The sequence below is a fragment of the Paenibacillus hunanensis genome, from assembly GCF_014645615.1.
Taxonomy (GTDB): domain Bacteria; phylum Bacillota; class Bacilli; order Paenibacillales; family Paenibacillaceae; genus Saccharibacillus; species Saccharibacillus hunanensis.
In genome coordinates this window covers 109,954-133,515 of the sequence record NZ_BMMB01000001.1, presented here as the reverse complement: position 1 = coordinate 133,515, position 23,562 = coordinate 109,954, and the positions used below count along the sequence as shown (strand labels likewise).

Genomic DNA, 23,562 nt, shown 5'->3' with positions numbered 1-23,562 from the left:
TTTGCAGCAATCGAACTTCATCCCATACAACAAATAGCCCTGAATGAGCGCTAAAGCTAACTCAACCAGGGCTGGTTTAAAATAAAATGATCTTATTGATTGTTTTGCCATTCGCAACAGCTATATCTCACAACAGACAAATTGTAGTCAAATTTGATCCAGCTCAAATTCCTTCTTATTCCCATACTCCCATCTCAGCGTAAGAGTACCCGATAACTTTTTATCTATGAATTGTTTGTAGGCTTCATTAGTCATCGCAATCGACAATCCATATTCGCTATAGGAACCTCGCTTAATATCAATAAGTACAGCTTCATTCGTATAATATAAAGAAGTCGTTGAATCTGAAGGTTGAAATGTTACCTGAACATTACGCATCCCTCGAATCCAGGTACGGTTTTGGATATCGAATGATAGATGCACCATTGTATAGTCTGAATAATCGCGATCTTTCCTATATTGATGTAGCAAATAATGATTAGAGTTCATAAAATGCTCTGCATCTTCTGTGGCATACTCGCTAAATCCCGAACTTTTTTCTAAGGATTCTGCTGTCAACGAGGTCAACTTCATAGAGGGAGGAAACAACGCAAACGTAGTAAATCCCAGCACAGCTTCCGTCATCAAATAAAATAATATAACAGATACCACAATTTTCTTGAACATCGTTACCTCTGTATCTCATAGTAGGAATATATATTTGCTTAACCGTTCTACTCTTACTTATTAGATCCATTCTGTCATACTTCATCTACAACTGTAAAATAAATGGAGGAACTCACCATGAAACTACAACGCCTCATCTCCATCATCTACAAGCTACTCAATCACGATATCCTATCCGCAAGCATGCTGGCAGAGGAATACGGCGTATCGGCGCGCACGATCTATCGGGATATGGATACGATTGGGGCGGCTGGGTTTCCGGTAGTATCACATCAGGGAAGCCAGGGCGGGTACGGGATGATCGATGGCTATAAGCTGGATAAAAGTCTGCTCGGTTCTCACGATGTCGCTTCGCTCATTACGGTGCTGCATAGTCTGTCAACGATGTTCGAGGATACACAGGTGCAGGAAACGATCGAACGACTGCAAAGTATCGAGCATGTTCACCAGCTCCCGCGGCTTGATATCAATTTTCAGTCGTATCATACTGACACTCATCTGCTACAGCTCCTTCGTCAGGCGATTGCCGAGCAACAGGTCGTGCAGTTTGACTATATCAATGCCAGTAATGAACGCACCACTCGCGAGTTGGAGCCGAGTCGGATTTATTTTAAATACGGGGCGTGGTATGTGGCTGGCTATTGTCGCTCCCGGCAAAGCGTCCGCGAATTCCGATTATCTCGTATGCTGAGTACAGTGCTACGAGACCAGCATTTTACGATACGACAGCATGAAGTCCCATCGCATACAGCCGTACATATAGAACAACCAGCCACTTTATTACAGCCAGAGCAACCGATCTCCCATACAAGTACAGAGGTTGTTATTCGCATTAACCAGAATGCCATTGCAAATGCACTCGATCAATTCCAGCACGCCGAGCGTCAATTCCACTCTGATGGTAGCATGACCATTCGCATCCTTCTTCAGCAGCCGAAGCAAACGAAATGGCTATATGGCACATTGCTTAGCTTTGGCGAGAATGCCGAGGTGCTGCATCCACCAGAGGTGCGCGCGACGATGAGGCAGAAGCTCCATCAGATGCTGGAGCGCTATGAACACGATAAACCAAATCTCCTTTAATTCCATCTCTCAAAATTCACTCTATATTTCGTGATACACTTCGCAAATATGACAGTCTGTTGTCATACTTCCTTTGTTATACTCGATTTGTAAATCGTTATTCATTCTACATATCCAAAGGAGCGCTGATCTATGAATAGTACAACCAGCGATATGCTACGTTATCATCACTGGGCAAATGAAACCCTTCTGGCACGATTGCAGGAGCTACCTGCTTCCGTATTTCACGAGGAGACACTCAGCTCCTACCCGACCATCTCGGCGACACTTGCTCATCTATATGTGGTCGATCATATGTGGTATCTGGTGCTAAACGGGATGGAAATGGCAGATGCTTTGGAGCAGAGTCAGCCGTTAGTACCGATAGGCAGCCAGTGGGATTTATCTGAATGCGCGGCTCGTCTGACTGAGCAGGCGCAGCAGTATACACAATGGATCGACCAGACCGATCTATCACACAAGCTTGTCGTGAACAATCCGTATGCGGGTGCGCGCGAGCTATCGCTGGAAGAGCTGGTGCTGCATCTGGTCAATCACGGTACGTATCATCGCGGCAATATCACGACGATGCTACGCCAGCTCGGATATTCTTCGGTGATGAATGATTATATTTTGTATCTTTACCAGCAGCCACAGCAAGCGTCATCCGGCTCGCTTGATTCCGTTTGATGCGCTGCTCGTCATCGCGTATGCAGGAGCAATGCTAGCTAGATATGCTGAAATAATCGTTTGATATCCATTCCTTCACTACCCTGTTCAAGCTAATCTAAACCTCTATAATCGACCCGTTGCGTAGCCCGGTATGCTTCCAACTACTAGCCTAATAAATCTACACCAATCGCGGAAAGGAGCCCCTCCACATGTCTACAGAACCCATTTTACCGATCACCTCACGAGCAGCGTGGCGCGAATGGCTGCATCTGCATCATGACGATACCGCTTATTGCTGGATCGCTGTACGTATCCAGGCTGCGGACGATGTGCTCCTTTACCTCGATGCGGTAGAGGAAGCATTATGCTTTGGCTGGATCGATGGCGTGAAAAAGAAAACAGCTGACGGCGTACTGGCGCAGCGGATGTCGCCAAGACGGCGCAATAGTTCATGGACAGAGCTAAATAAGGAGCGTGTTCGCCGACTGGAACGACTTGGACAGATGACAGCCGCTGGACGAAGAGTGTTGCCTGATATGGACATCGAGCATTTCGTCGTGGATGCAGAGATTATGGAGCGGCTACAGCGTGAGCCTGAAGTATATGCGCACTTTATCGCGATGCCTGAGCTGTATCGCAGAATACGGATCGATAATATTCAAAATGTCCGTCACCAGCCGGAACTGTTCGCTCGCAGGCTGGATACATTGATCGAGCACACACGGGTAAACCGGATGTATGGACAATGGCATGATCATGGGCGATTATGGAATGAATCGGACAGTGAGAAATGAAGAAAGCCAGCTAACCCTACATATGTAGAGGGTTAGCTGGCTTTCTTATATAGATTATACCATTAACTCAAGCTAGCAATTCCTTTAAAATCAGACCCCTGATCTAGCGGAGACGATAGCTCATGACAACGTACTACCTGCTCACCCTGTAGCTCAAAAATCGCTATCAGCTCGACCTGCCCATGCTTGCCGCTCTTCTTCTCCACATCGACAATATAGCGGAGCGTAGCGGTCTGTATAGGCTCATCATAGGTGTAATGCGTAAACGGTGAAATTGCAATCGACCGCACCTCCTGCCGTAGCATACGAACATGATGCTTAAACTCATCCAGATTACTCTGTACACCATCGGTAACCTGTACATAATCAGGGGCAAAATACCGATCAATACATGTATCATCCATTTCGATGACGACATCGCGATACATTTTATTTAAAAATATCAGTGCTTCCGATTTGCTCAATTGCTTGTTCATTGTATCATCCTCCATCGATAGAAAAGTTATGATTCTTGCGATTCATCAGACCTGTACAGCTGCAAATAGTGGAGTAGAAGCAGATGCTAACACGATCAAGCTATTCCATATGAAAGCCATCATATACATGCTGCCCATGCATGCAAAAATCGAATAATCGTAGTCAATTCTGACTCATCAAACTGACTGAAAAGCTGCTCGTATTGCTCTACTAAACGGCTATGCAGTCGCTCATGAATCGTAGCCAGCTGCTCGCCTGCTGGTGTAAGCGTGTAATAGACTTCCTTCAGATTCTGAGGTCTACGTACTTCCCGAATCAGCTCATGCTTGAGCAGGATCGCTGTCGCCTTGGTAACCGCTGGTCGTGAAATACGTAATTGCTCCGCCAGATACATATTGTTGGCCTCGCCCTGCATCTGTAAAATCGATAGCAAATGTAGCTGCGTAATAGTCCATTTATGAGAAGGCACATCCATTTCTGCTGCCATTTGTTCAGCCAGCTGCTGTTGCCGCTGCACATTTTGCTCGCGCTTGAGTAATAGCTGCTCTACTGCTTGAAATGCTTGTTTTTGCATCGTATCCATCTATCTTCCTCCTATTATAATTAACCAGTTAACAATAATAGTTTACTGGTTAATTATATATCCGTCAACTGTACTCTTTTAATTAGCTTACCTTGATTCCGTCAATTGCCTTGTCTGCCCAGGCTATCGCTATACAAATAAAAACAAGCCAGCCTGCCCATCCACGCATTTCCTAATCATGTGAATGGGCAAACTGACTTGCTATCGATCAAGATAGCTATGCTGTTAGGTGATGAGCTGCTATTCACTCGTCTACGCTTGCTAATCTATATCCATACATACGCTCACATTGACTTCTCCACCGGGTCAGATCAACCCCATACTCATATATCGCTCCCCATTATCCGGCGCGATACACAGTACCTTCTTCCCTGCACCAAGTCGCTTTGCTTCCTGCACTGCTGTCCATACTGTTGCTGCCGAAGATGGGCCGAGCAGTAAGCCTTCCTGCGTTGCCAGCTCCTTCATCATCGACAAGGCATCCTCATCCGCAACCTGCACAATTTCATCATAGATCGACGTGTTCAGAATCGCAGGCACAAAGCCCGGGCTCGTACCGACCAGCTTGTGCGGTCCCGGCTGACCGCCAGATAGAACAGGCGAGCCCTTCGGCTCCACGACCATAATACGCAGATAAGGCAGATGCTCACGCAATGTCTCCCCTGTACCGGTAATCGTGCCGCCTGTACCCGCAGAAGCAACAAATGTATCCAGCTTACCTTCCATCTGCTCCAAAATCTCCAGTGCTGTCGTATGCCGATGTGCATCTGCATTGGCAGGATTGTCGAACTGCCTTGGCATATAGCTGTTCGGAATTTCACTTAGCAGCTGCTCTGCCTTACGGATCGCACCGGGCATTTTCTCAGCCGCAGGGGTGAGCACAACCTGTGCTCCATACGCTTTTAAAATGCTAATCCGTTCCTGCGACATATTATCCGGCATAACGAGAATCGCTCCGTATCCACGTGCAGCGGCATTCATCGCCAGTCCAATTCCTGTGTTGCCACTCGTCGGCTCAATGATCGTACTGCCAGATTGTAGCTCGCCCGACTTCTCTGCCTGTACGATCAGATTCAGTGCCGCGCGATCTTTTACACTGCCGCTCGGATTAAAATATTCCAATTTGACGTATACATCCGCCCATTCCGGTGAAGCTAGACGGTTTAATTTTAAGACCGGTGTATCCCCAACAAGTTCGCTAATATGTTGTACTACTTTGCTGTCCATGGATAATGCTCCTTTAATTTATACATAGCTTTGCGGATTGGCGATGGATAGCTATAGGTTAGCGTATCCTTTTATACCCCTATCAACGCAATCAGCGTTAGTTGCCGATCGCTGATGCCACCTACTATAATAGGGGTGTCTTCTTCTCCAGCTCCCGATAATACTCAATCTTGTCACCAATATTATGAATATGAGATTGTAGCTGCTGTAGCTGCTGCTCCAGCTGTGCATGATGCTGTTCTAGCATCTCGCGGCGTGCGGATGCGGTCATGTCACCCTGACTACGCAGCTCTGAAAATCGCTGCATTCCTGCAATCGGCATCCCTGTGTCACGCAAACGCAGTAAAAACTGTACCCAGCTCACATCCTGCTCATGATACACTCGATATCCTTGATCATTACGCTTCACGTCACGTAACAAGCCAATTCGCTCATAATACCGAAGCGTATGCGCACTCAGTCCAGTTATAACCGTCATTTCATGTATTGATAGTATGTTTTCCATACGTTTACTATACCATACTGCGTTTGGAGAGAAGATGTTGACTGACACGGTCGGAAACTATATTTGCCTATCACCTACACCTACACCTACACCTACACCTACACCTACACCTACACCTACACCTACACCTACACCTACACCTACACCTACACCTACACCTACACCACAATATTTTACGAAATTGTCTCTGACGCTACACCTGCAATATTATCGGTTGTAAATTCCCTCTTGCCTTTGAGCGCGCTCTAAGCTCTATGCTAAATAAGTCGAAGCGAGCTGTAGCGCTAATCTGATCGGTTCTGTCTATCCTTTCTGATCTGTCATGCCCTATTTCTTCTTAGCTTCACCATCTATTAAGCAGGAGGTCTATTCATATGAATGAGCAAACACAGCACATTACAGGTAACGAGGAAAGTCGGTACGATCGCGGCTGGAACAAATTACGTTCTATGCACGGCGAGCTAGGAGAACAGGTCATCGCTTCCTTTCAGGACATTGCACCTGATCTTGGCAAATATGTGATCGAGTACGCCTTTGGCGATATTTACTCACGCCCAATACTGGACGACCGTCAGCGCCAGCTCGTAACAATCGCTTCTCTGACCACACTAGGTGGCTGCGAAACCCAGCTTCGTGTACATGTGAACGCCTCTCTGAACGTAGGCTTAACACCAGCCGAAATCGCCGAAGCGATTATCCACTGCTCTCCTTACACTGGATTCCCGCGTGTGCTGAATGCGATGACGGTAGCTAAAGAAGTGTTTCAGCAACGGGGATTGTTACCACTAGTTTGATCGCACGATGATGAGGCTGAATAGCTTTATAGGATCAGGAATAGATAAAAATCAGCTTGGACGCAGAACAGATGGAGTGCAGACGTGTTGTTCAAGGACATGGGATTCAAGTTCGATGCCCATCCGAGCTACGATACAAGCATATGTAATGCATATGATGCTATTTTAATGAGAGTAAACGTTAATGCATCTACTGGATCGTCATTTTGACTAATATAAATTGGTTTACGGAGTCTGCTGTATCTAATCGCTAAGATGGGTATAGCAGGCTTTTTTGTGTATTGCACTGGCTTTTACATACTAAATAGATGGGACGAAAAATTAGCTCTTCTATACATCTTCTATACCTCTTCCATACCTATAAATTCCTACATTTGTTCTCAATAACACACAAACTTCTTTACAGAAAACTCATACCTGCATTATAATCATTTACACATCGTTACCCTTTACAGTAAGTAAACCATACTTAACTTGTGCAATGTCTTCTCACCCAAGCGACGAATCTCCATCTACACCAGCACCAGAATGCAACCTATCCCAAGCATAGGAGCCGCTACACTTCAAACAATAAACGGATTCATCGCAGCTAACCTTGCGCATTATCACCTATTATTCTCTACTTATCCTCTACATTAAAGGAGCTTTCCCAAATGACAGATTCATCTCCACTACGTTCCGGGCGTGGCTTTCCGCTCGGTATTTTAATGCTCAATTTATTTATTGCCCTGCTCGGTCAGGGTATGGTTATTCCTATTTTGCCGCAGTATTTGCAGGAGTTCGATGCAGCTGGAACAGCGGCAGGCTATCTGGTAGCTGCGTTTGGTGCGGCACAGTTTATCTTTTCACCGATTGGAGGACGCATGTCCGATCGGTTTGGGCGGAAACGGATGATCCTCGCCGGGTTATTTTTGACGGTGATCTCGGATTATATTTTTGCTGTATCGTATAATCTGCCTGCCCTTTATATTGCACGCTTTATCGGCGGAATCGGGCTCGGCATTATGGTGCCTTCAGTGCTGGCCTATGTCGCTGATGTGACGACGCAGCAGACGCGCGCTAAAGGCATGGGCTATCTCAGTGCCGCAATGAATCTTGGCATGGTGCTCGGTCCCGGGCTGGGCGGCTTGATCGCTACGTATGGCATTCGAGTTCCATATCTGGTAGCGGCGGCGCTTGGCTTAGTCGCCACAATTATGACATTATGGCTCAAGGAAACACTACCACAAGAACGCCGAACAGCTGCGATTCAAGGTAGCAACAAGCCGCAGACCTCCATGCTCCAGCAATTGGGGCAATCGTTCCACCGACCTTATTTCCGCTATCTGCTGCTCATTCTGGTGATGACCTTCGGCTTGATGACCTATGAAACGGTCTATTCGCTCTATGTTGAGCAACAATATGGCTTTACCGCCTCAGAGATTGCGATCATTATTACACTTGGCGCCATCGTCGGTATTGTCGTGCAGGTCTGGCTACTGGATCGTGTCATCCGCTGGCTGGGTGAATATCGTCTGATTCGGCTATCGCTGGTCGTTACGGCTGTCGCGCTACTACTGATGCTGATCCCGGTTAATCTGGGATATTTGCTAGCCGTATCGGCACTATTTTTCGCATTTAATGCCTTTTTACGACCTACGGTGAACACTCTGCTTGCCAATCATGCAGGGGACGATGAGCAGGGCTTTGTTGCTGGATTGAATACAACGTATGGCAGTATCGGTAGCATTATTGGCCCGGTCGTAGCTGGTACACTGTTTGACAAACATATCGAGCTTCCGTATATTGTGGGAGCTATCATTCTTATTGCTACACTTGCACTTGTGCGCGAAACGTCTGCGCGCCAGACCAGAAGCAAGCCAATATCGACGGACGATCATGCTTCCTAATCTAATCGTCCGCTATCAAAGGAAGGTTAAAGATGAGTGAACAGGAATCCTGGCACCAGCATGTACGTAGCCAGCATCGAGATGAGCTAATTCAGGCAGGACAGCAGCTATTTTTACAGCATAATTTTCCGGATATTCGGGTGAACGATATTTGTAAGCTCGCTGGAATCAGCCGTGTCACCTTTTATAAGCATTTTGATGATATCAATGAAGTTGTATTTGAAGTACAAATGCGCATTTTGACGCATATGACCGACTGGCTGGTCGCCGCCGATCAACCAGAGCGCACAGGCTATGAGCGCTTGAAGGCAATCTTACACAGCTGGGTTGATTATGCGCGTCAGCATGGTCAGGAACTGCGCTTTATCGTACTGTTCGATCTGTATTATGACGGAATGCAGATCAAGGATGAGCTGCGTCAGCGATATGAGCAATTCGTGTACGAGGGGCAAAAGAGCGGCTTTCTACTCGATCCGCTACAAGCAGGCATAGCTGATGGCACACTGTTCTCCCAGCTTGATCCCCACCGTACGGGCGCTCTTATTTTCCAGACGATTATGGGTGTGCTGCAACGTCTGATTCTCAGTAATCACCAGAATCACTTTCAACCGAATGCGCTGGATGAGATGGATCTGCCAGTGATTACAATGCTGCTGCACTATGTTGCTTCGCCGCCTGAGGCGTAGATATAGATATCCATGTCCAAACGATGCGCCCATACAAGTACATTCACGTCATGTAGAAAGTGATTCAGAAGCTAGAGTAGCATCGTTCCGATAACATGGAGCAGGACTTGGCAACTAGAATATAACTGTTCCGATAACGCAGAGCGGGATTTGACAACTAGAGTAACACTGTCCAATAACGCAGAACAGGATTCGACAACTAGAGTGAAACTGCTCCGATAACGCAGAGTATAATTCGGCAGCTAGAGTAATACTGCTCCGATGACGCAGGGTATAATTAGGCAGTTACAGCATGTCCGACTACAATTGCAGTAATAGTTTAGAGAAAAACAAATACAATGCGATCCACTTCGAATCAACCGGCTACTATACTTTGGAAAAGACCTTGAAGATCATTCGTTCAAGGTCTTTTTTGCTATGAATTGTTAGTATACGGATACGGATTGCTGTTGTATGCTAGCGCGATTGAACATTTGTAAATGAACACAGCTTACCTGTGTCGCATCCTTATGGGCGTGGTGTCACAGGCGGCACATCGCCAGCTAGCGCATTCTGCTCAATTTCAAAGCCAAGGTCTTCGATCATCTGGTAATCAAGCGTCGCTTCCTGCCCTGGTGTCGTCAAATAATCGCCGACAAAAATAGAATTAGCAGCGTATAGCGCCAAAGGCTGCAATGTACGTAAATTCAGCTCACGTCCGCCAGCAACTCGAATTTCCTTGGTTGGACAGATCAAGCGCAATAGTGCCAGAATACGTAGTCCTCGCATCGCAGGAGTATGCCCCTGACCAGCAAGTGGTGTACCCGCAATCGGATTGAGAAAATTAACCGGTATCGAATCGGCATCCAATTCACGAAGTGCAAAGGCAAGCTCGACAAGCTGTTCATCCGTCTCGCCCATTCCAGCAATAAATCCAGAGCATGGCGACATGCCGCTCTGCTTCACATGCTCTACCGTCTGCTCGCGCTGCTCATAGCTATGAGTCGTCGTAATATTGTCATAATGATCACGGCTTGTGTTCAGATTATGGTTGTAACGATGTACGCCAGCCGTTGCTAGCTGACGTGCCTGTTCATCGTTTAACAATCCAAGACAGGCACAGATTTTCAGTGGCATCGTGGCACGAATCTCCTGTACCGCTTCGATCACCTGTTCCAGCTCGCGCCCACTCGGACGTCTACCTGAAGCGACGATGCAATATGTACCTGCTTGACGATTCATCGCTTCACGCGCACCAGCTAGCAGTGTTTCTTTATCCAGCAGGCTGTATTTTTGCACAGGTGCAGTGGAAACGATCGATTGGGAACAATATCCGCAGTCCTCCGGGCATAGTCCACTTTTGGCGTTAATGATCATATTGAGCTTAACTCGTTTACCATAGTAATGACGACGAACTCGGAATACGGCTTGTAGCAGAGGGAGCAGCTGATCGTCGTCGGATTGCAGTATGGATAGCGCTTGCTGGTGGGTGAGCTGGTGTCCGCCTAGGGCAAGATCGGCAAGCTGTTCCCAGTTCGTAGTGACGGTAGATGGATACATAGATAATCGACTCCTTTTAATTGTTAACCAAATAATATAAAATAGGTTAACAATTAATTCAGGATTCGTCCAGATTCTTTTTTTAAAATGCTTCGCAGGTCGCCCAGTTGGTTATACCGACGCATTGAAGAAATAGATCGGTTCACAGATAATAGGATAAGCTTTGAAATATCTAGCGCTAGGCAAGCTTTGGATAGGTTACGTGATACAGTCTTACAGTTACATAGGTGTCTACCAGAGCAAGCACTGATTATCATGTAGCCATACAGCATATACATATATTCTTTTATAAACAGGAGGTCTACGATGAAGAAACTACACCATTCCAAAAAGCAGAAAATTCGTGGCTGGAAAAGACGGAAGCGTAGTATTCAGCTGTGGCGGCAGCAGATGCTAGAGCTGGATATGGAGACGGTTCGCAGTGAGGATTTTGATTATGCGAAGCTATGGATTTACCCGTTCTACTCCATTTCTCCTATCGATCCGCCGCATTGGTTTCAGCGGTTGTTGCTGGGTGAGATGATCGATGTATATGCTCACTGGCAGAAGCAGATGGAGCAGGAAGGGGAGCCTTTTTATTTGAAAATCTGGCTATATGAGCCGAACTTCATCCTATCGCAAATTGTCGTCGCCTATCGCAGCAGACTGCATTTCTATGATGAGCATTTCCAGCCTGCACCGACGGCTAGACCCTTCCCTTTTGCAGATACAGGCGCTCTTGCAGAGAAGCTATCCAAGCTCGATTGGCAGCTGTGTATTCAGGAGGAATTGTATTGGAGCAATGAGCTGCAAGACAATATAGACAAAGGGCTTCGCACGAAGGCTGAGGTAAAGCGCTTAATCGATCGTGCATATGCTACGGAAACGATGCAGTATGGCGGCGAGGAGCAGACGGTGTATAAGGTGCAGATTGGCGATGTGTGGCTGGGAACGTGGAAGACAGATTAATTTCACCTGAGTAAAGCCATTTATGTACTGGAACAGGGGCAGACATGTGTTTGCTTTTTTATGCCCAGCTATCACCCATGTAGTGAGATTTTGATCAATCCAACCTCTACATTTCAATATACATTCAAGCCTATATTTTAAATATTGGAGGTCTATACTTATGAAAATCTACAACAAGCTTGTTCGTGATCGAATACCAGAAATTATTGGGGCAGATGGCAAAAAAGCTAATCTAGAGACCATGAATGATGCAGACTATCTTGTAGCGCTTAATAATAAGCTGCAAGAGGAGCTGGATGAGTACAACCAAGATAACGATATAAGCGAATTAGCCGACCTGATTGAGGTTGCCTATGCGATTATTGAGCATAAAGGAATGAGCATTGAACAATTTGAACAGATTCGACTCCAGAAGCAAGCTGAGCGTGGTGGATTCGCAAACAAATTATTTCTGCGTAGTGTTGAAGACTAATCCGCTCCTGGCAAACACCCTGGAACTTTTTAAAATTAGAAGCTATTGGATCATAAAAAAGCAAAAAAGTCACTCTGCTGGCGACTTCCCTTGATCAACAACACAATATCAGGCAGACAGACGCCTGATCTGTTGTATGCGTTCAAGAATCGTTTATCCACGTCCAGAGTGACTTTTAGGTCTATTTTATTCAGCGATGATCCGTTCACTACCTATCAATTCAACGGCTCCCGCTCCGCCTGCTCCCGATCAATCCCCTTCTCCTTCAGCGCAGGCTTCAGCTCATCCTTCGCCAGCTTCCACAGCGGCACCCCGGTACGATATGCCGCCCTTGCATTCAAATGCCCTGCAATCGGTGCCGTGACAAATACAAACAGAATCGCCAGCAGAATCCGCATACTTGGATACCCATCATAGATCCAGAAGAACAAAAAGGCGCCGACGAGCACAAACAATACGCCAAGCGTTGCACTCTTGGTCGCTGCGTGCGCACGCAGGTACACGTCAGGAAAACGGATAATACCAAATGCGCTCAGCACACTGAGCACCGCGCCCGCTACGATCAGAATCGCGATGACAGGCTCACCGATCGTCTGTACGATCCCCATCATCCCCATCGTCTCCGCTCTCGTATTCATGCTCGATCACCACCCCTCGTTCAATATATTTGGCAAATGCAACCGTCCCGATAAAGGCAAGAATCGCGACGAGCAGCATCACTTCCAGAAATGCCTGTGTATCCAGCATCATCGACAGCACCGCGATCATGGCGATCAGATTCACACCAATCGTATCAAGCGCAGTAATGCGGTCGGTCATGGAAGGCCCTTTGAGTACCCGGTACATACAACCAGCGATTGCCAGCGACAGTAGCACAAGCGTGATCGTCATTGCCATATGCAATATGGACATTACCGGGTCACCTCCTTGATCGCACGTTCAAATGTATTGCGGATGCTATTCGACAGATCCTCTTCATTTTTAATATCAATCGCATGAATATACGCAATATGCTGCTCACGCGAAATTTCAATCAACACCGTTCCCGGCGTCAGTGTCACAAGTGTAGATAACAGCGTCATTTCCCAATCGGAATCCAGCTCAGTTTCATAAGTCAGAATACCTGGATTGATATCCAGCTTGGGACTAACAATGTAGCGAAGCACCATAAAGCTCGATTTGAACAGCTCGGAGAAAAATAACACAATCAGCTTCACGACTGCCCACAATTTACGTCCATAAAATGGCTGCGGAAAAAAGCGTCGTAGCGCAAAAACCATCAACAAACCGATCAAATAACCAATGATGAAATCCAGTCCGCTCCATGTCGTATGCAAAGCCATCCATACGAGCGCAATGACCAGATTCAGTACAATTTGAAATGCCATCGCTTAACCGCCCCCCAGTATAGCCTGTACGTACACAGCTGGCTGTACCAGCACAGAAGCCGCTTCGGCAATATAGGTTTGAATCCAGCCAGCGCCAAGTCCAATCGCAATCACGAGCACGAACAGCACCGAAGCCGATGCCATCAATGCTTTAGGACGAAATGTCCCCCAGCGATGATCCAGCACGTTCTCGCTCGCATCCGGTAGCAGGCTCGGATTGCCTGCCTCTGTGATCCATTCACGATAGACTTCATCCGGAATTTCCTTCTGCTCATCGGCTAGCGGACGCTCCTTGCCCCAGAAGCCAAGCATGAAAATACGCATGACCGAGTACAGCATCACCAGACTCGTAAGCAAGCTCAAAATCGTCAGCGTATACCAGCCACGCTCAAACCCACCCTGCACAATTAACAGCTTGCCGACAAATCCACTTAACGGCGGTACACCAGCTAGGGCAAGCGCCGAGACGAAGAACATCCAGCCGGTCAGCGGAATGCGCTTGATCAGACCGCTCATCTGCTGCAAGCGCGCTGTACCCGCAGCTCCGATCATAATCCCTGCCAGCATGAATAGCAGTGCTTTGATGATCATATCGTGAAGCATATAGAAGATCGCGCCTTCCAACCCTGCACGATTCGCTGTCGCCAGACCGAAGGCGATCAAGCCGACACCTGCGATTACATTGTAGGCCAGAATACGGTTCACCTCACGGTACGCAATCGCACCGATCACACCGAGGATCATCGTCACGATACCGAGCCAGCCGATCAGCGTATACACAAACCCCATATCCTGATAAAAGATCAACGTAAATGTACGCATGATCGCATACAGACCTACCTTGGTTAGCAGTGCCGCGAAGATCGCTGTGACGACAGTTGGCGGCGAGGTATATGGCCCGGGCAGCCAGTAGAACAGGAACAGACCTGCCTTCAAGCTAAATACAGTCAGCAGCATCAATGCAATCACACTCAAAATCCCATTTTGCCCGACTTCGGTAATCCGCTCGGACAAATGCGCCATATTAAGCGTTCCGGTAGCCGCATACAGATACGCCATCGTTGCCACGAACAGCGAGGACGATACGATATTGATCAAAATGTATTTTAGCGTCTCACGCAGCTGACGCTTTGTTCCACCCAGCACAATCAGCGCATACGACGAGATTAACATGACCTCAAAGCAGACAAACAGGTTAAACAAATCCCCTGTCAAAAACGAACCATTCACTCCAACGAGCAAAAATTGAAAAAACGGATAAAAGTGATGCTTCTCCCGCTCTTCCCCAATGCTCGCAAACGCATAAAACAAGCATACCGCTCCGAGAATCGAGCTGGTCAGTACGAGTAACGCCGCGAACATATCGGCAACCAGCACGATACCATAGGGAGCGACCCAGCCGCCCATCGGCAGAATCTGAATGCCGCTCATGTGCACCTCACCGACGAGCACCACGGCAATACCAACACAGAGCAGCATCGAGATCGCTCCCACGATGCGCTGGAAGCGAATATGGCTTCGTCCGAATATTTGCAGCACCGCCGCAACCAGTGGAATGAGTAGTGGGAAAATCAATAGATTATTGGCCACCTTTGCGCTTCACCTCCTCCATATCGTCCGTTTTCAGACGAAGGTAAGAGCGGTACGCCAGTACGAAGAAGAAGGCGGTAACTCCAAAGTTAATCACAATTGAGGTCAGAATGAGCGCCTGTGGTAACGGATCGACATAGGAGCCGGATTCCTCACCTAGCAGCGGCGGTGCACCTGTCTTGAGTCCCGACATCGTCATCAGTAACATATGCACCGCATGGGTCAAAATCGAGGTTCCCAGAATAATCCGCAGTAGACTGCGCGACAGAATCAGATATACCGCTACTGCAAACAGTATCCCTACAGCAATCGACATCCATATTTCCATATTATCGATCCTCCCCTATTTGCAAAATAATCGTCATCGTCACGCCCACTACAGTCAGGAACACACCCAGATCGAAGATCATCGCTGTAGCCAGCTCTGTCTTACCGAGTAGCGGCAGCTCCACATAAGCAAACGTATGACTCAGGAAAGGAACGCCGAACAGGAAGGAGCCGATCCCCGTCATATAAGCAATCCCCAGACCTGTCGCAATCAGATCACGATAGTCGATCGGGATCACACGCCGTGCCAGCTCGACATTAAAGGCAAGTGCAAGCAGCACCAGTGCTGAGGCTGCCATCAGACCACCGATAAAGCCACCACCCGGATTATTATGTCCAGCGAAGAACAGATACAGCGCAAAGGTAAGGATCACGAACACGATCACCTTTGTCCCTGTAGCAAGAATGACGTCATTGCTTTTGAATAGATTCATATTTTTAGAGATCGTCTGGGCTTCCTTACGCGTGCGTCCGACAGGCACACTTGGCGCAGGCTCAATCTTTGGCTTCACATACAGTACACGCGCTCCGGTATCTCGTACCTTCATTTGGAGCTGGATCATCGCATAGATGCCGAGCGCTGCAATACCGAGTACGGTAATTTCCAGGAAGGTATCGAAGCCACGGAAGTCGACCAGAATCACGTTAACGACATTATCGCCACCGCCGAGATCATGACTGTTTTTCACAAAATAACCTGAAATGCTCTCAAATGGACTGCTTCCACTTGCAGCGAGCGCTACAAACGTCATCACCACACCGACACCGACTGCGATCACACCATTCAGCCAGCGGGAGCGCTTCGTGCTCACTTCACGCCGCAATTCCGGCATATGGTAGAAGCAGAGCAGGAATAACACAACAGATACCGTCTCAACGATCATCTGGGTGAGCGCTAGATCGGGTGCGCGGAACAGCACGAAGAACATCGTTACGATGTAGCCTACTGCACCGGTCATAATGACCGCAATCAAACGCTGACGGGCAAATGGCACCGCCACTGCCGCCCCGACAAGCATAAGCAGCAATATCGCCTCATAGATCGTAATCGGTGCCGAGCCTTCGGTGTTGAGCGAGATGCCCTGCGCACGAAGCAATCCAACACCAATCAGACCGATCAAGAAGACAAAAATATACACCAGATAGTGATGCACCGATCCGCTCATATAGCGCAGTGTGAAGCCTTTGGACAATCGTTCACTATAGTGAAGCACACTATCATACAGATGATTCAGCGTGAGACGTGCTGGATAACGATTATAGATTCCTTTCCAGCGTGGTAGGAGCTTATACAGCAGCGTCCCTAGTACAATCACGCCAATCGTCATCCAGAGCGCTGGCGTAAAGCCATGCCAGAAGGAGATATGCACATCAAAATGTCCGCTTGCCGGCACAATGCCAGGCAATATTGCGCGCATCGCAGGCTCAATTAAACGATTAGATAGTACATTCGGTACAAAGCCCAGTACAATGACGAGTAGCGCCAGAATAGCAGGCGGTAGCAGCATTCCCCAGGCTGGATCATGTGGCTTGCCATCCAGCTTATCCGGCTGATAACGTCCACCAAATGTTTTGAAAATAAAGATCATACAATAGACGAATGTGAATACACTACCGAGAAAGGCAAGGATCGGGAACAACACACCCCACATTTGCAGACTGAAAAAGTCCGCATGGGTCAGCTCCACCATCGCTTCCAAAAACATCTCCTTGCTCAAATACCCATTAAACGGCGGAATACCCGCCATCGAGAAGCCGCTGATACATGCCATCGTGAACGTGATCGGCATCATCGTCAAAATGCCGCCCAGCTTACGCATATCACGCGTACCGGTTTCATGGTCGACAATACCAGCAACCATAAACAGTGCACCCTTAAAGGTCGCATGGTTAATCAGATGGAATATCGCCGCAGTTGTTGCACCTGCATAGAGCAGGGATTCCTCACCCACGCCCATATGCACAGCCGCCGAGCCAGCGCCAAGCAGCGACATAATCAGACCGAGCTGCGATACGGTCGAATACGCAAGCAGCGCCTTCAGGTCAGTTTGCCGCACCGCCATGATCGAGCCATAGCACATCGTGATGATTCCACCCAGTGATACAATCCAGAACCATTCGACCTGTCCGGCGAAAATCGGGCTAAAGCGAGCGACCAGATACAGACCTGCCTTGACCATCGTTGCCGAGTGCAAGTAGGCGCTGACTGGCGTTGGTGCCTCCATTGCATCTGGTAGCCAGATATGGAATGGGAATTGTGCTGACTTTGTAAAAGCACCGATCAGCACCAGAATCATAGCCAGCAGGAATAATGGATGATCGCTAATATTGCCCAGCAGTGAGATCGTTTCACGAATACTCCATGTATCGGTCAAGCTGTGCAGCAGCACAAAGCCTGCCAGCATCGCGAATCCGCCAAGCACAGTGATCAGCATCGACTTGAGCGCTCCATAGCGCGAGCGATCCCGTTCATACCAGAAGGCGATTAACAGAAAGGACGATATGCTCGTCAGCTCCCAGAACGTATAGAGCACGATCATATTATCCGATAATACGATACCGAGCATCGCACCCATAAACAGCAGCAAATACAGATAAAACCGATGAATCGCTTCCTGCTCCGGGTCCAGATAATAAATAGAATATAGAACAACCAGCGCGCCAATCCCTGTAATCATTAGCGCAAACAACAGCGCAAGCCCGTCCATATACACCGTAAAATCAATGCCTAGCGATGGCATCCACGGCAACGTAGACACACCCGCCGTAGCTGTGTCACGAACAACTGGCAAATACGTCAACAGTAATCCAAATAACACCACTGGCACGATCAATACGAACCAGCCGGTATGTATCATTTTGAATCGTTTACGAATGACAGGCACGAATGCAGCAAATAGAAATGGAGCCATAATAGCAGCATGTAGTACAGACACTCTCCTAAGCACCCCCATATTCAAAAGGTTAGTCAGCAAGCAATCCCAGTCCTTGCCTGCATAATACAACCGCGCACAACGATGAAAAACAACGCCTATGATCTTATAGTACCCATAAATGTACCCTAACGAATTATGAAGCGCCAAAATGACGAGATATGGCAGAATTCCGAAAAAAGACAAAGAGGAGCCTATGATGACAGGCTCCTCCGGTGTTGCAATTATATAGTTGTAAGCAGGCTTCACTGCGTATCATGACGCGCTCATATTCCATAGCATCGTATGGGTTCTGATAAAAATAGACGACCAATGTGCTCGTCGTTATCGTCCATTACTATACTATAAGCTCAGCTTGCTGGCAAGCCAATAGGAACAGTTTGACCTACCATAGAGGAGTTCAATCCGAGCCATTAATGAGCAACCTTTTCCCGCCGATATCGATTCGGCGCGACGCCCATCACCTTTTTAAAGGCCGTGCTGAAATAGTGCTGAGACTCATATCCAACCAGCTCTGCCACCTCCAAAATGGTACAATCCCGATCTGCGAGCAAATGCGCTGCTTGCTGAATACGCATATGTACCAGCAGGTGGATAAAGGACTGCCCTAGCTCCCGTTTCATCGTGCGGCTCAAATACGTTGGCGATACCTGCAAATGCTCTGCCAGTGACTCCAGTGTGAGCTGTGGATCGGCATAATGCTCCTGAATATAGGCGCGTGCGCGACGAACGAGCGGCGATAGTAGAAGCTGCCCATCCAGCATTCGCTTGGCTGTCGTATACACCGAGCTAATCGTTTCAAGACGCAACCCAGCTTGCATCTCCTGCTCATGCAGGGCTTCTTTGGCTGACCGCTCCGCTTCACTGTTCACAGGTCTAGCCATAGCAGTTAATTCGGTTTCATTAATTGATGCAGAACGATGGAACGGAGTACTGGTGAGATTAGCTGCTTGAAGCGGCTCATGATCCTCGATCATCGTCTCCTGCTCTACAGGCTGCACATGTGCCTGAATATGCAAGCTAATACAATCGCGCACCGCTGCCACGATTCGTTCAGCCAGATCATGCTCGGGCTGACGCCACAGACACAGTACAATCAAGCCCGATCGATCGCGGCAGACTGCCAGTGGAATATGCTGTACGAGCTCAGCGGCAATATTCCCAATCGCAAACTGCAATAATTGACGATCGTTATCCTGTAACGGTGGTCGTCCCTCCGCGATACCCGACCAGCGCAGCAGTAGTAATGCTGCCGGTGGCTGAGCGGGTAAGCCCAGAAATTGTAGCTGATGCGCAATCTCCTGCTCGGATAACCGTCCATGCAGCCAGTCCAGACAAAATTGCTCGCGCAATAGCGGAATATTGCGCTGAATCTGATCGGTTGCCTGCTTCAAATAACGCTCCTGCTGCCAGTCTCCCGTCAGCTCTGTCGCAATCTGAACTAGCACCTTACGCAGATGCGCTGGATCGACGGGCTTGAGAATATAATCCTTTACCCCGAGCCGAATCGCTTCCTGCGCATAGCTGAATTCATCATGTCCGGTAATGATGACAAATCGACATTCCGGCTGCGCCTCGCGAATGCGCTTGATGAGCGTAATGCCATCCATAAACGGCATATTCATATCGACCAGCAAAATATGCACAGGCTGCTGTAACGCCAGCTCCAGCGCTTCCTCTCCATCCTCCGCCTCTGCTACGACAACCATGCCCAGCGCATCCCAATCTACCGATGCCCTTATTCCTTCGCGAATAATAAACTCATCATCAGCAATCATAACCTTTAATGCTTCATTCATGATGCTCCTCCTCCTGACGGATTAGCGCTGCCGGGAACTGACGCAATATCGGCTGAGTCACCATCACCGCTGTCCCTCCCTCTGGCACGCGCCGCAGTGTCAGCCCATAACGCGTGCCATAAGCAAGATGAATACGCGCCTGAATATTCAGTAAGCCATAGCTTCCGGCTGGCTCTGGCCCACGACTTTCCAGTGTAGTCAGCGGCTGCTGTAGCTGCGCCTCTAGCTCTGCCAGTCGTTCATCGGTAATGCCTGCCCCATCATCGGTAACCGTATAGACAATCAGATCATCCTGCTGCCGTGCCGAGATCGTGATCATGCCCGGCCCACGCCGTGCACGAATCCCATGATAGATCGCATTTTCCACCAGCGGCTGTAACAGAAGCTTGATCACATACACGTCATGCAGTGATTCATCGATATCCATCGTATAATGCAGCTTGCCTGCATAACGAGTCTGCTGAATTTGCAAATAGCTACGGATATGCTCCTCTTCCTCTGCCAGTCGAATAATATCGCTCCCACCACTGAGTCCGATGCGGAACAGACGGGATAACGAGCCAACTAGCTCGGAGATATCTTCCGCTCCCTTTTTACGAGCCATCCACTGAATCGTATCGAGCGTATTGTACAGAAAATGCGGACGTATATGCGCCTGTAGACTGCGCAGCTCGGCAGAACGCTTTTGCTGCTCCTGCCGTAGATTAAGCTTCATCAGATTGCGAATTTCATTGATCATCCGGTTGAAGCTACGTCCCAGCATACCGACCTCGTCTCGCCGATCATTCATATAACGAGCGGTCATATCACCCGCCTCTGCTTTTTGCATTAGCGCAGACAGGCGATGAATCGGACGCGAGATCGATTGCGACAACCCATACGATGCGGTCAATCCGACAAAGCAGACGATAAACAAAAAGATCACCACATAAAAGCGAATCGCCCTTGATTCGGCTACCGACTCGCTAAGACGGAATACACCGACCGTTTTCCAGCCTGTATAGTCGGATGTCGTATACACAAGTTGCACCTGCTGTCCTTCCAGTTCACCGGTAAAGACCGATTGCTTGGCTCCGGTCAATGAAGCGGCAAGACGGGCGGGCATAGCCTGCTCTAACGGCCCCTTCGGTGCATAGATCGGCTGCCCGACTGCGTCGGTGACCATCAGATAGCCGGTTTTACCAAGTCGCACATCCTTAGCAGCCTGTGCGATCACGCGCAGCTTCAGATCGATCAACACCACACCTGTTACTTTGCCAGTACGTGGGTCATTCAGTGCGCGCGCCACAGAGATCACTTCGCTGTCCAAATAATTCGTATGACTGGTCACATTGCGTCCGGTTGGATGCCCAACAATCGTAAACAAGCCCTGCTTTGCTGCCGCATCCTTGTACCACTGCTCTTCGGTCAAGCTGCGAGTAGCATCGCGTGCATACATTTCATTACTAATATAGTCACCATTCCGGTTCACCACGAGCATGCCTGCGATTTCAGGATAGACGGTTGTAAAGCCCTGTAGAAACTGTCTGATCCGATACACTGACGTGCCGGATAATCCCTCAGTTATCGTTCCATCCTCTGGCTCGGCATCGCTCAAATTACGCGGATTCGCAGTCGAGTTCGCCGACATAAACTCCTCTACTGTCGGATCAAAGCCGATCAGATACGTAATGCTCTGCATATGCTCCATATACGTATCCAGCGTCTGGTTCACTTTACCGATCAGCTGGAGCGTATTGTCGGTCACCTGATTTTCAATAATACGATCCGATGTCCAATTCACCATCACACCAAGCAGAATTGCTGGTAAGATGCCGACCAGTAAAAATAGAGCAATCAGCTGGTCGCGCAGGGGTAGATGATGCGGATGATACTGGCGCCAATCCTGACGTAGCCAGCGGCGCAGCCGTTCAATCATGCCTGGCTTATTTGGCATAATAATCGCTCACATTATCTTTCGTCACCACGGAAACTCCAGTATCGACTCGAACCGGAACGGGGGATACGATACCGCTCAGTGAGGGTGCAGGTACGGTCAGCCCATGATGCAGATGGAATAGATATTGCAGTGACCAGTAGCCCATATTCCATGTACCCTGCGCAATCGTCGCATCAATCGTCCCAGTCTGGATCATATCGAGTGTTTCTTTATTCGTATCAAAGCTAATAATGACGGGCTTGGTTGAAGTAGCTGATGATGATGCAGCAGGCTGAGTGACGGGCTGATTGGTCGACTGCACCTCTGATTCCGCTGCCTGATTCGTAGCCACTTGCTCGTTAGCTGCACTGGCATTGTCGTTAGAGCTAGCGGCAGCGCTGCTGCCTGATCCATTCGTCTGTGCCTGTCCTTGCATCCATTGCTCTACTGCCGAGCCTACGCCATAGGCTCCTGTTGCCTCGGTAATGAATATACCTTTCAGCTTGGGATACGTCTTGAGCAGCTCGCTCGTCTGCTGCTGTGCTAACACGGCATCGCCCTCGTCATTTTTGACAGCAACGATCTTCATACCTGGATAGCTCTGCCGAATCCGCTGCTCGAATCCAGCCGTCCGATCTTTATGATTTTGCTGATTCGCCAGTGTAATAATTGCGATCTGTCCACTATTGCCGATTCGGGTCGCCATTTGCTCGGCTGCGATGCTGCCGGCATTCTGGTTATCGGTAGCGAGGAATGAATACGAGCGGCTACCCGGTGCTTCTGCATCGAACATCACGACCGGAATCCCCTGATCGACCGCCTTGTTCACCGCCTGTACGAGCAGCGGCGAATCGATAGCTGAGATCGCAATGCCAGCAGGCTTTTTCGCGATTGCTTGCTCGACGATCATCGCTTGCTCGCGCGCATCATAGCGGGTAGAGCCTTGATACTCGACCGATACGTCCAGCGCCTCGGCAGCATCCTCAAAGCCTTTTAATCCACTTTTCCAATATTCAATGCCCGATTGGAACGTGATCATCATATATTTTTCGTTAATATCTCCCTTCATCCCCTGCTCACTCCAGGCAGAGGACGATTCCTGCACCTGATACTGTACAATATAAATGATCAAGGCTACGACCAGCGTAATGTAGATCCATAGCATCTTGCGCATACAAGCCCTTCCCTTCAGCTCCTGATGTTAACATCCTGCGTGTGGAACAACATTTAATATAACGCAAATCAGGTTTTAAGAAAACGCTTTATATGTATTTGAGAGCAATAATATCCGTA

Annotated in this window: 23 protein-coding genes; 8 read left to right on the top strand and 15 right to left on the bottom strand. The window is 48.4% G+C overall.

What is annotated here, in order from left to right:
- Nucleotides 1-147 precede the first annotated feature (147 nt).
- Nucleotides 148-666: a hypothetical protein gene (locus tag IEX62_RS00555; protein ID WP_188773465.1), complete on the bottom strand. Its 519-nt coding sequence runs from the start codon at nt 664-666 to the stop codon at nt 148-150.
- Nucleotides 667-783: 117 nt separating this feature from the next.
- On the opposite strand from IEX62_RS00555, the gene IEX62_RS00550 reads away from it, so the two are divergent.
- The 3 genes from IEX62_RS00550 (at nt 784) to IEX62_RS00540 (ending at nt 3,194) form a co-directional block, all read left to right on the top strand.
- Entirely contained in the window at nt 784-1,749 is a 966-nt protein-coding gene (locus tag IEX62_RS00550) for a helix-turn-helix transcriptional regulator (protein WP_188773464.1), read from the top strand.
- Between the two features lie 132 nt (nt 1,750-1,881).
- Nucleotides 1,882-2,418: a DinB family protein gene (locus tag IEX62_RS00545; RefSeq protein WP_188773463.1), complete on the top strand. Its 537-nt coding sequence runs from the start codon at nt 1,882-1,884 to the stop codon at nt 2,416-2,418.
- A 191-nt stretch (nt 2,419-2,609) separates the two neighbouring features.
- Entirely contained in the window at nt 2,610-3,194 is a 585-nt protein-coding gene (locus IEX62_RS00540) for a YdeI/OmpD-associated family protein (RefSeq protein ID WP_188773462.1), read from the top strand.
- A gap of 62 nt (nt 3,195-3,256) precedes the next feature.
- On the opposite strand, the gene IEX62_RS00535 is transcribed toward IEX62_RS00540, so the two are convergent.
- The 4 genes from IEX62_RS00535 to IEX62_RS00520 form a co-directional block, all read right to left on the bottom strand.
- Nucleotides 3,257-3,670: a nuclear transport factor 2 family protein gene (locus IEX62_RS00535; protein ID WP_229685538.1), complete on the bottom strand. Its 414-nt coding sequence runs from the start codon at nt 3,668-3,670 to the stop codon at nt 3,257-3,259.
- Nucleotides 3,671-3,789: 119 nt separating this feature from the next.
- Nucleotides 3,790-4,254 (bottom strand): MarR family transcriptional regulator, encoded by a 465-nt coding sequence (locus tag IEX62_RS00530; protein WP_188773461.1) that lies wholly within the window; start codon nt 4,252-4,254, stop codon nt 3,790-3,792.
- 306 nt (nt 4,255-4,560) lie between these two features.
- Entirely contained in the window at nt 4,561-5,481 is a 921-nt protein-coding gene (gene cysK / locus IEX62_RS00525) for a cysteine synthase A (protein WP_188773460.1), read from the bottom strand.
- Between the two features lie 124 nt (nt 5,482-5,605).
- A complete protein-coding gene (locus IEX62_RS00520) occupies nt 5,606-5,986 on the bottom strand; it encodes a MerR family transcriptional regulator (RefSeq protein ID WP_188773459.1) in 381 nt (126 codons plus the stop codon).
- Nucleotides 5,987-6,360: 374 nt separating this feature from the next.
- Between IEX62_RS00520 and IEX62_RS00515 the strand changes: the two genes are divergently transcribed.
- The 3 genes from IEX62_RS00515 to IEX62_RS00505 all read left to right on the top strand — a co-directional run bounded on the left by IEX62_RS00515 (nt 6,361) and on the right by IEX62_RS00505 (nt 9,355).
- On the top strand, nt 6,361-6,780 hold the full coding sequence (locus tag IEX62_RS00515; RefSeq protein WP_188773458.1) for a carboxymuconolactone decarboxylase family protein: 420 nt from the start codon (nt 6,361-6,363) through the stop codon (nt 6,778-6,780).
- Nucleotides 6,781-7,433: 653 nt separating this feature from the next.
- A complete protein-coding gene (locus tag IEX62_RS00510) occupies nt 7,434-8,669 on the top strand; it encodes an MFS transporter (RefSeq protein ID WP_188773457.1) in 1,236 nt (411 codons plus the stop codon).
- 32 nt (nt 8,670-8,701) lie between these two features.
- Nucleotides 8,702-9,355, top strand: coding sequence for a TetR/AcrR family transcriptional regulator (locus IEX62_RS00505; RefSeq protein WP_188773456.1), 654 nt, complete (start codon nt 8,702-8,704; stop codon nt 9,353-9,355).
- Nucleotides 9,356-9,862: 507 nt separating this feature from the next.
- On the opposite strand, the gene bioB is transcribed toward IEX62_RS00505, so the two are convergent.
- Entirely contained in the window at nt 9,863-10,894 is a 1,032-nt protein-coding gene (bioB, locus tag IEX62_RS00500; protein WP_188773455.1) for a biotin synthase BioB, read from the bottom strand.
- A gap of 306 nt (nt 10,895-11,200) precedes the next feature.
- On the opposite strand from bioB, the gene IEX62_RS00495 reads away from it, so the two are divergent.
- Nucleotides 11,201-11,842, top strand: coding sequence for a hypothetical protein (locus IEX62_RS00495; RefSeq protein WP_188773454.1), 642 nt, complete (start codon nt 11,201-11,203; stop codon nt 11,840-11,842).
- A gap of 160 nt (nt 11,843-12,002) precedes the next feature.
- Complete coding sequence (locus tag IEX62_RS00490) at nt 12,003-12,314, top strand: nucleoside triphosphate pyrophosphohydrolase (RefSeq protein WP_188773453.1); 312 nt, start codon at nt 12,003-12,005, stop codon at nt 12,312-12,314.
- A 215-nt stretch (nt 12,315-12,529) separates the two neighbouring features.
- Here the strand turns inward: IEX62_RS00490 and mnhG are convergent, their stop codons facing one another.
- The 9 genes from mnhG to IEX62_RS23645 all read right to left on the bottom strand — a co-directional run bounded on the left by mnhG (nt 12,530) and on the right by IEX62_RS23645 (nt 23,443).
- Nucleotides 12,530-12,952, bottom strand: a complete 423-nt coding sequence (gene mnhG / locus IEX62_RS00485) for a monovalent cation/H(+) antiporter subunit G (RefSeq protein ID WP_373289074.1) — start codon at nt 12,950-12,952, stop codon at nt 12,530-12,532.
- Nucleotides 12,897-13,226: a Na(+)/H(+) antiporter subunit F1 gene (locus IEX62_RS00480; protein WP_229685537.1), complete on the bottom strand. Its 330-nt coding sequence runs from the start codon at nt 13,224-13,226 to the stop codon at nt 12,897-12,899. Before IEX62_RS00480 ends, mnhG begins: the two co-directional genes overlap by 56 nt.
- The gene (locus tag IEX62_RS00475) at nt 13,226-13,702 is read right to left on the bottom strand and encodes a Na+/H+ antiporter subunit E (protein ID WP_188773452.1); all 477 of its coding nucleotides are present in this window, start codon (nt 13,700-13,702) and stop codon (nt 13,226-13,228) included. The genes IEX62_RS00480 and IEX62_RS00475 overlap by 1 nt, the downstream gene beginning before the upstream one ends.
- 3 nt (nt 13,703-13,705) lie before the next feature.
- Nucleotides 13,706-15,292 carry a Na+/H+ antiporter subunit D gene (locus IEX62_RS00470; RefSeq protein WP_188773451.1) on the bottom strand — a complete coding sequence of 529 codons (1,587 nt, stop codon included), beginning with the start codon at nt 15,290-15,292 and terminating at the stop codon, nt 13,706-13,708.
- Nucleotides 15,282-15,620, bottom strand: a complete 339-nt coding sequence (locus IEX62_RS00465) for a Na(+)/H(+) antiporter subunit C (protein WP_188773450.1) — start codon at nt 15,618-15,620, stop codon at nt 15,282-15,284. Before IEX62_RS00465 ends, IEX62_RS00470 begins: the two co-directional genes overlap by 11 nt.
- A gap of 1 nt (nt 15,621) precedes the next feature.
- The gene (locus IEX62_RS00460) at nt 15,622-18,555 is read right to left on the bottom strand and encodes a Na+/H+ antiporter subunit A (RefSeq protein WP_188773449.1); all 2,934 of its coding nucleotides are present in this window, start codon (nt 18,553-18,555) and stop codon (nt 15,622-15,624) included.
- Nucleotides 18,556-18,965: 410 nt separating this feature from the next.
- Nucleotides 18,966-20,351 (bottom strand): response regulator, encoded by a 1,386-nt coding sequence (locus IEX62_RS00455; protein WP_229685536.1) that lies wholly within the window; start codon nt 20,349-20,351, stop codon nt 18,966-18,968.
- Nucleotides 20,344-22,287, bottom strand: a complete 1,944-nt coding sequence (locus tag IEX62_RS00450; RefSeq protein WP_229685535.1) for a cache domain-containing sensor histidine kinase — start codon at nt 22,285-22,287, stop codon at nt 20,344-20,346. Before IEX62_RS00450 ends, IEX62_RS00455 begins: the two co-directional genes overlap by 8 nt.
- A complete protein-coding gene (locus IEX62_RS23645) occupies nt 22,277-23,443 on the bottom strand; it encodes a substrate-binding domain-containing protein (protein WP_229685534.1) in 1,167 nt (388 codons plus the stop codon). Before IEX62_RS23645 ends, IEX62_RS00450 begins: the two co-directional genes overlap by 11 nt.
- Between the last annotated feature and the right edge of the window lie 119 nt (nt 23,444-23,562).

Excerpts from the sequence above, each read along its gene's own strand:
- IEX62_RS00520 (WP_188773459.1), bottom strand. The coding sequence starts at position 5,986 with ATGGAAAACATACTATCAATACATGAAATGACGGTTATAACTGGACTG.
- IEX62_RS23645 (WP_229685534.1), bottom strand. The coding sequence starts at position 23,443 with ATGCGCAAGATGCTATGGATCTACATTACGCTGGTCGTAGCCTTGATC.
- IEX62_RS00450 (WP_229685535.1), bottom strand. The coding sequence starts at position 22,287 with ATGCCAAATAAGCCAGGCATGATTGAACGGCTGCGCCGCTGGCTACGT.
- IEX62_RS00555 (WP_188773465.1), bottom strand. The coding sequence starts at position 666 with ATGTTCAAGAAAATTGTGGTATCTGTTATATTATTTTATTTGATGACG.
- IEX62_RS00540 (WP_188773462.1), top strand. The coding sequence starts at position 2,610 with ATGTCTACAGAACCCATTTTACCGATCACCTCACGAGCAGCGTGGCGC.
- IEX62_RS00510 (WP_188773457.1), top strand. The coding sequence starts at position 7,434 with ATGACAGATTCATCTCCACTACGTTCCGGGCGTGGCTTTCCGCTCGGT.
- mnhG (WP_373289074.1), bottom strand. The coding sequence starts at position 12,952 with ATGAATACGAGAGCGGAGACGATGGGGATGATGGGGATCGTACAGACG.
- IEX62_RS00535 (WP_229685538.1), bottom strand. The coding sequence starts at position 3,670 with ATGAACAAGCAATTGAGCAAATCGGAAGCACTGATATTTTTAAATAAA.
- IEX62_RS00545 (WP_188773463.1), top strand. The coding sequence starts at position 1,882 with ATGAATAGTACAACCAGCGATATGCTACGTTATCATCACTGGGCAAAT.
- IEX62_RS00490 (WP_188773453.1), top strand. The coding sequence starts at position 12,003 with ATGAAAATCTACAACAAGCTTGTTCGTGATCGAATACCAGAAATTATT.
- bioB (WP_188773455.1), bottom strand. The coding sequence starts at position 10,894 with ATGTATCCATCTACCGTCACTACGAACTGGGAACAGCTTGCCGATCTT.
- IEX62_RS00455 (WP_229685536.1), bottom strand. The coding sequence starts at position 20,351 with ATGAATGAAGCATTAAAGGTTATGATTGCTGATGATGAGTTTATTATT.
- IEX62_RS00475 (WP_188773452.1), bottom strand. The coding sequence starts at position 13,702 with ATGGCATTTCAAATTGTACTGAATCTGGTCATTGCGCTCGTATGGATG.
- IEX62_RS00515 (WP_188773458.1), top strand. The coding sequence starts at position 6,361 with ATGAATGAGCAAACACAGCACATTACAGGTAACGAGGAAAGTCGGTAC.
- IEX62_RS00465 (WP_188773450.1), bottom strand. The coding sequence starts at position 15,620 with ATGGAAATATGGATGTCGATTGCTGTAGGGATACTGTTTGCAGTAGCG.
- IEX62_RS00495 (WP_188773454.1), top strand. The coding sequence starts at position 11,201 with ATGAAGAAACTACACCATTCCAAAAAGCAGAAAATTCGTGGCTGGAAA.
- IEX62_RS00550 (WP_188773464.1), top strand. The coding sequence starts at position 784 with ATGAAACTACAACGCCTCATCTCCATCATCTACAAGCTACTCAATCAC.
- IEX62_RS00530 (WP_188773461.1), bottom strand. The coding sequence starts at position 4,254 with ATGGATACGATGCAAAAACAAGCATTTCAAGCAGTAGAGCAGCTATTA.
- IEX62_RS00505 (WP_188773456.1), top strand. The coding sequence starts at position 8,702 with ATGAGTGAACAGGAATCCTGGCACCAGCATGTACGTAGCCAGCATCGA.
- cysK (WP_188773460.1), bottom strand. The coding sequence starts at position 5,481 with ATGGACAGCAAAGTAGTACAACATATTAGCGAACTTGTTGGGGATACA.
- IEX62_RS00480 (WP_229685537.1), bottom strand. The coding sequence starts at position 13,226 with ATGTCCATATTGCATATGGCAATGACGATCACGCTTGTGCTACTGTCG.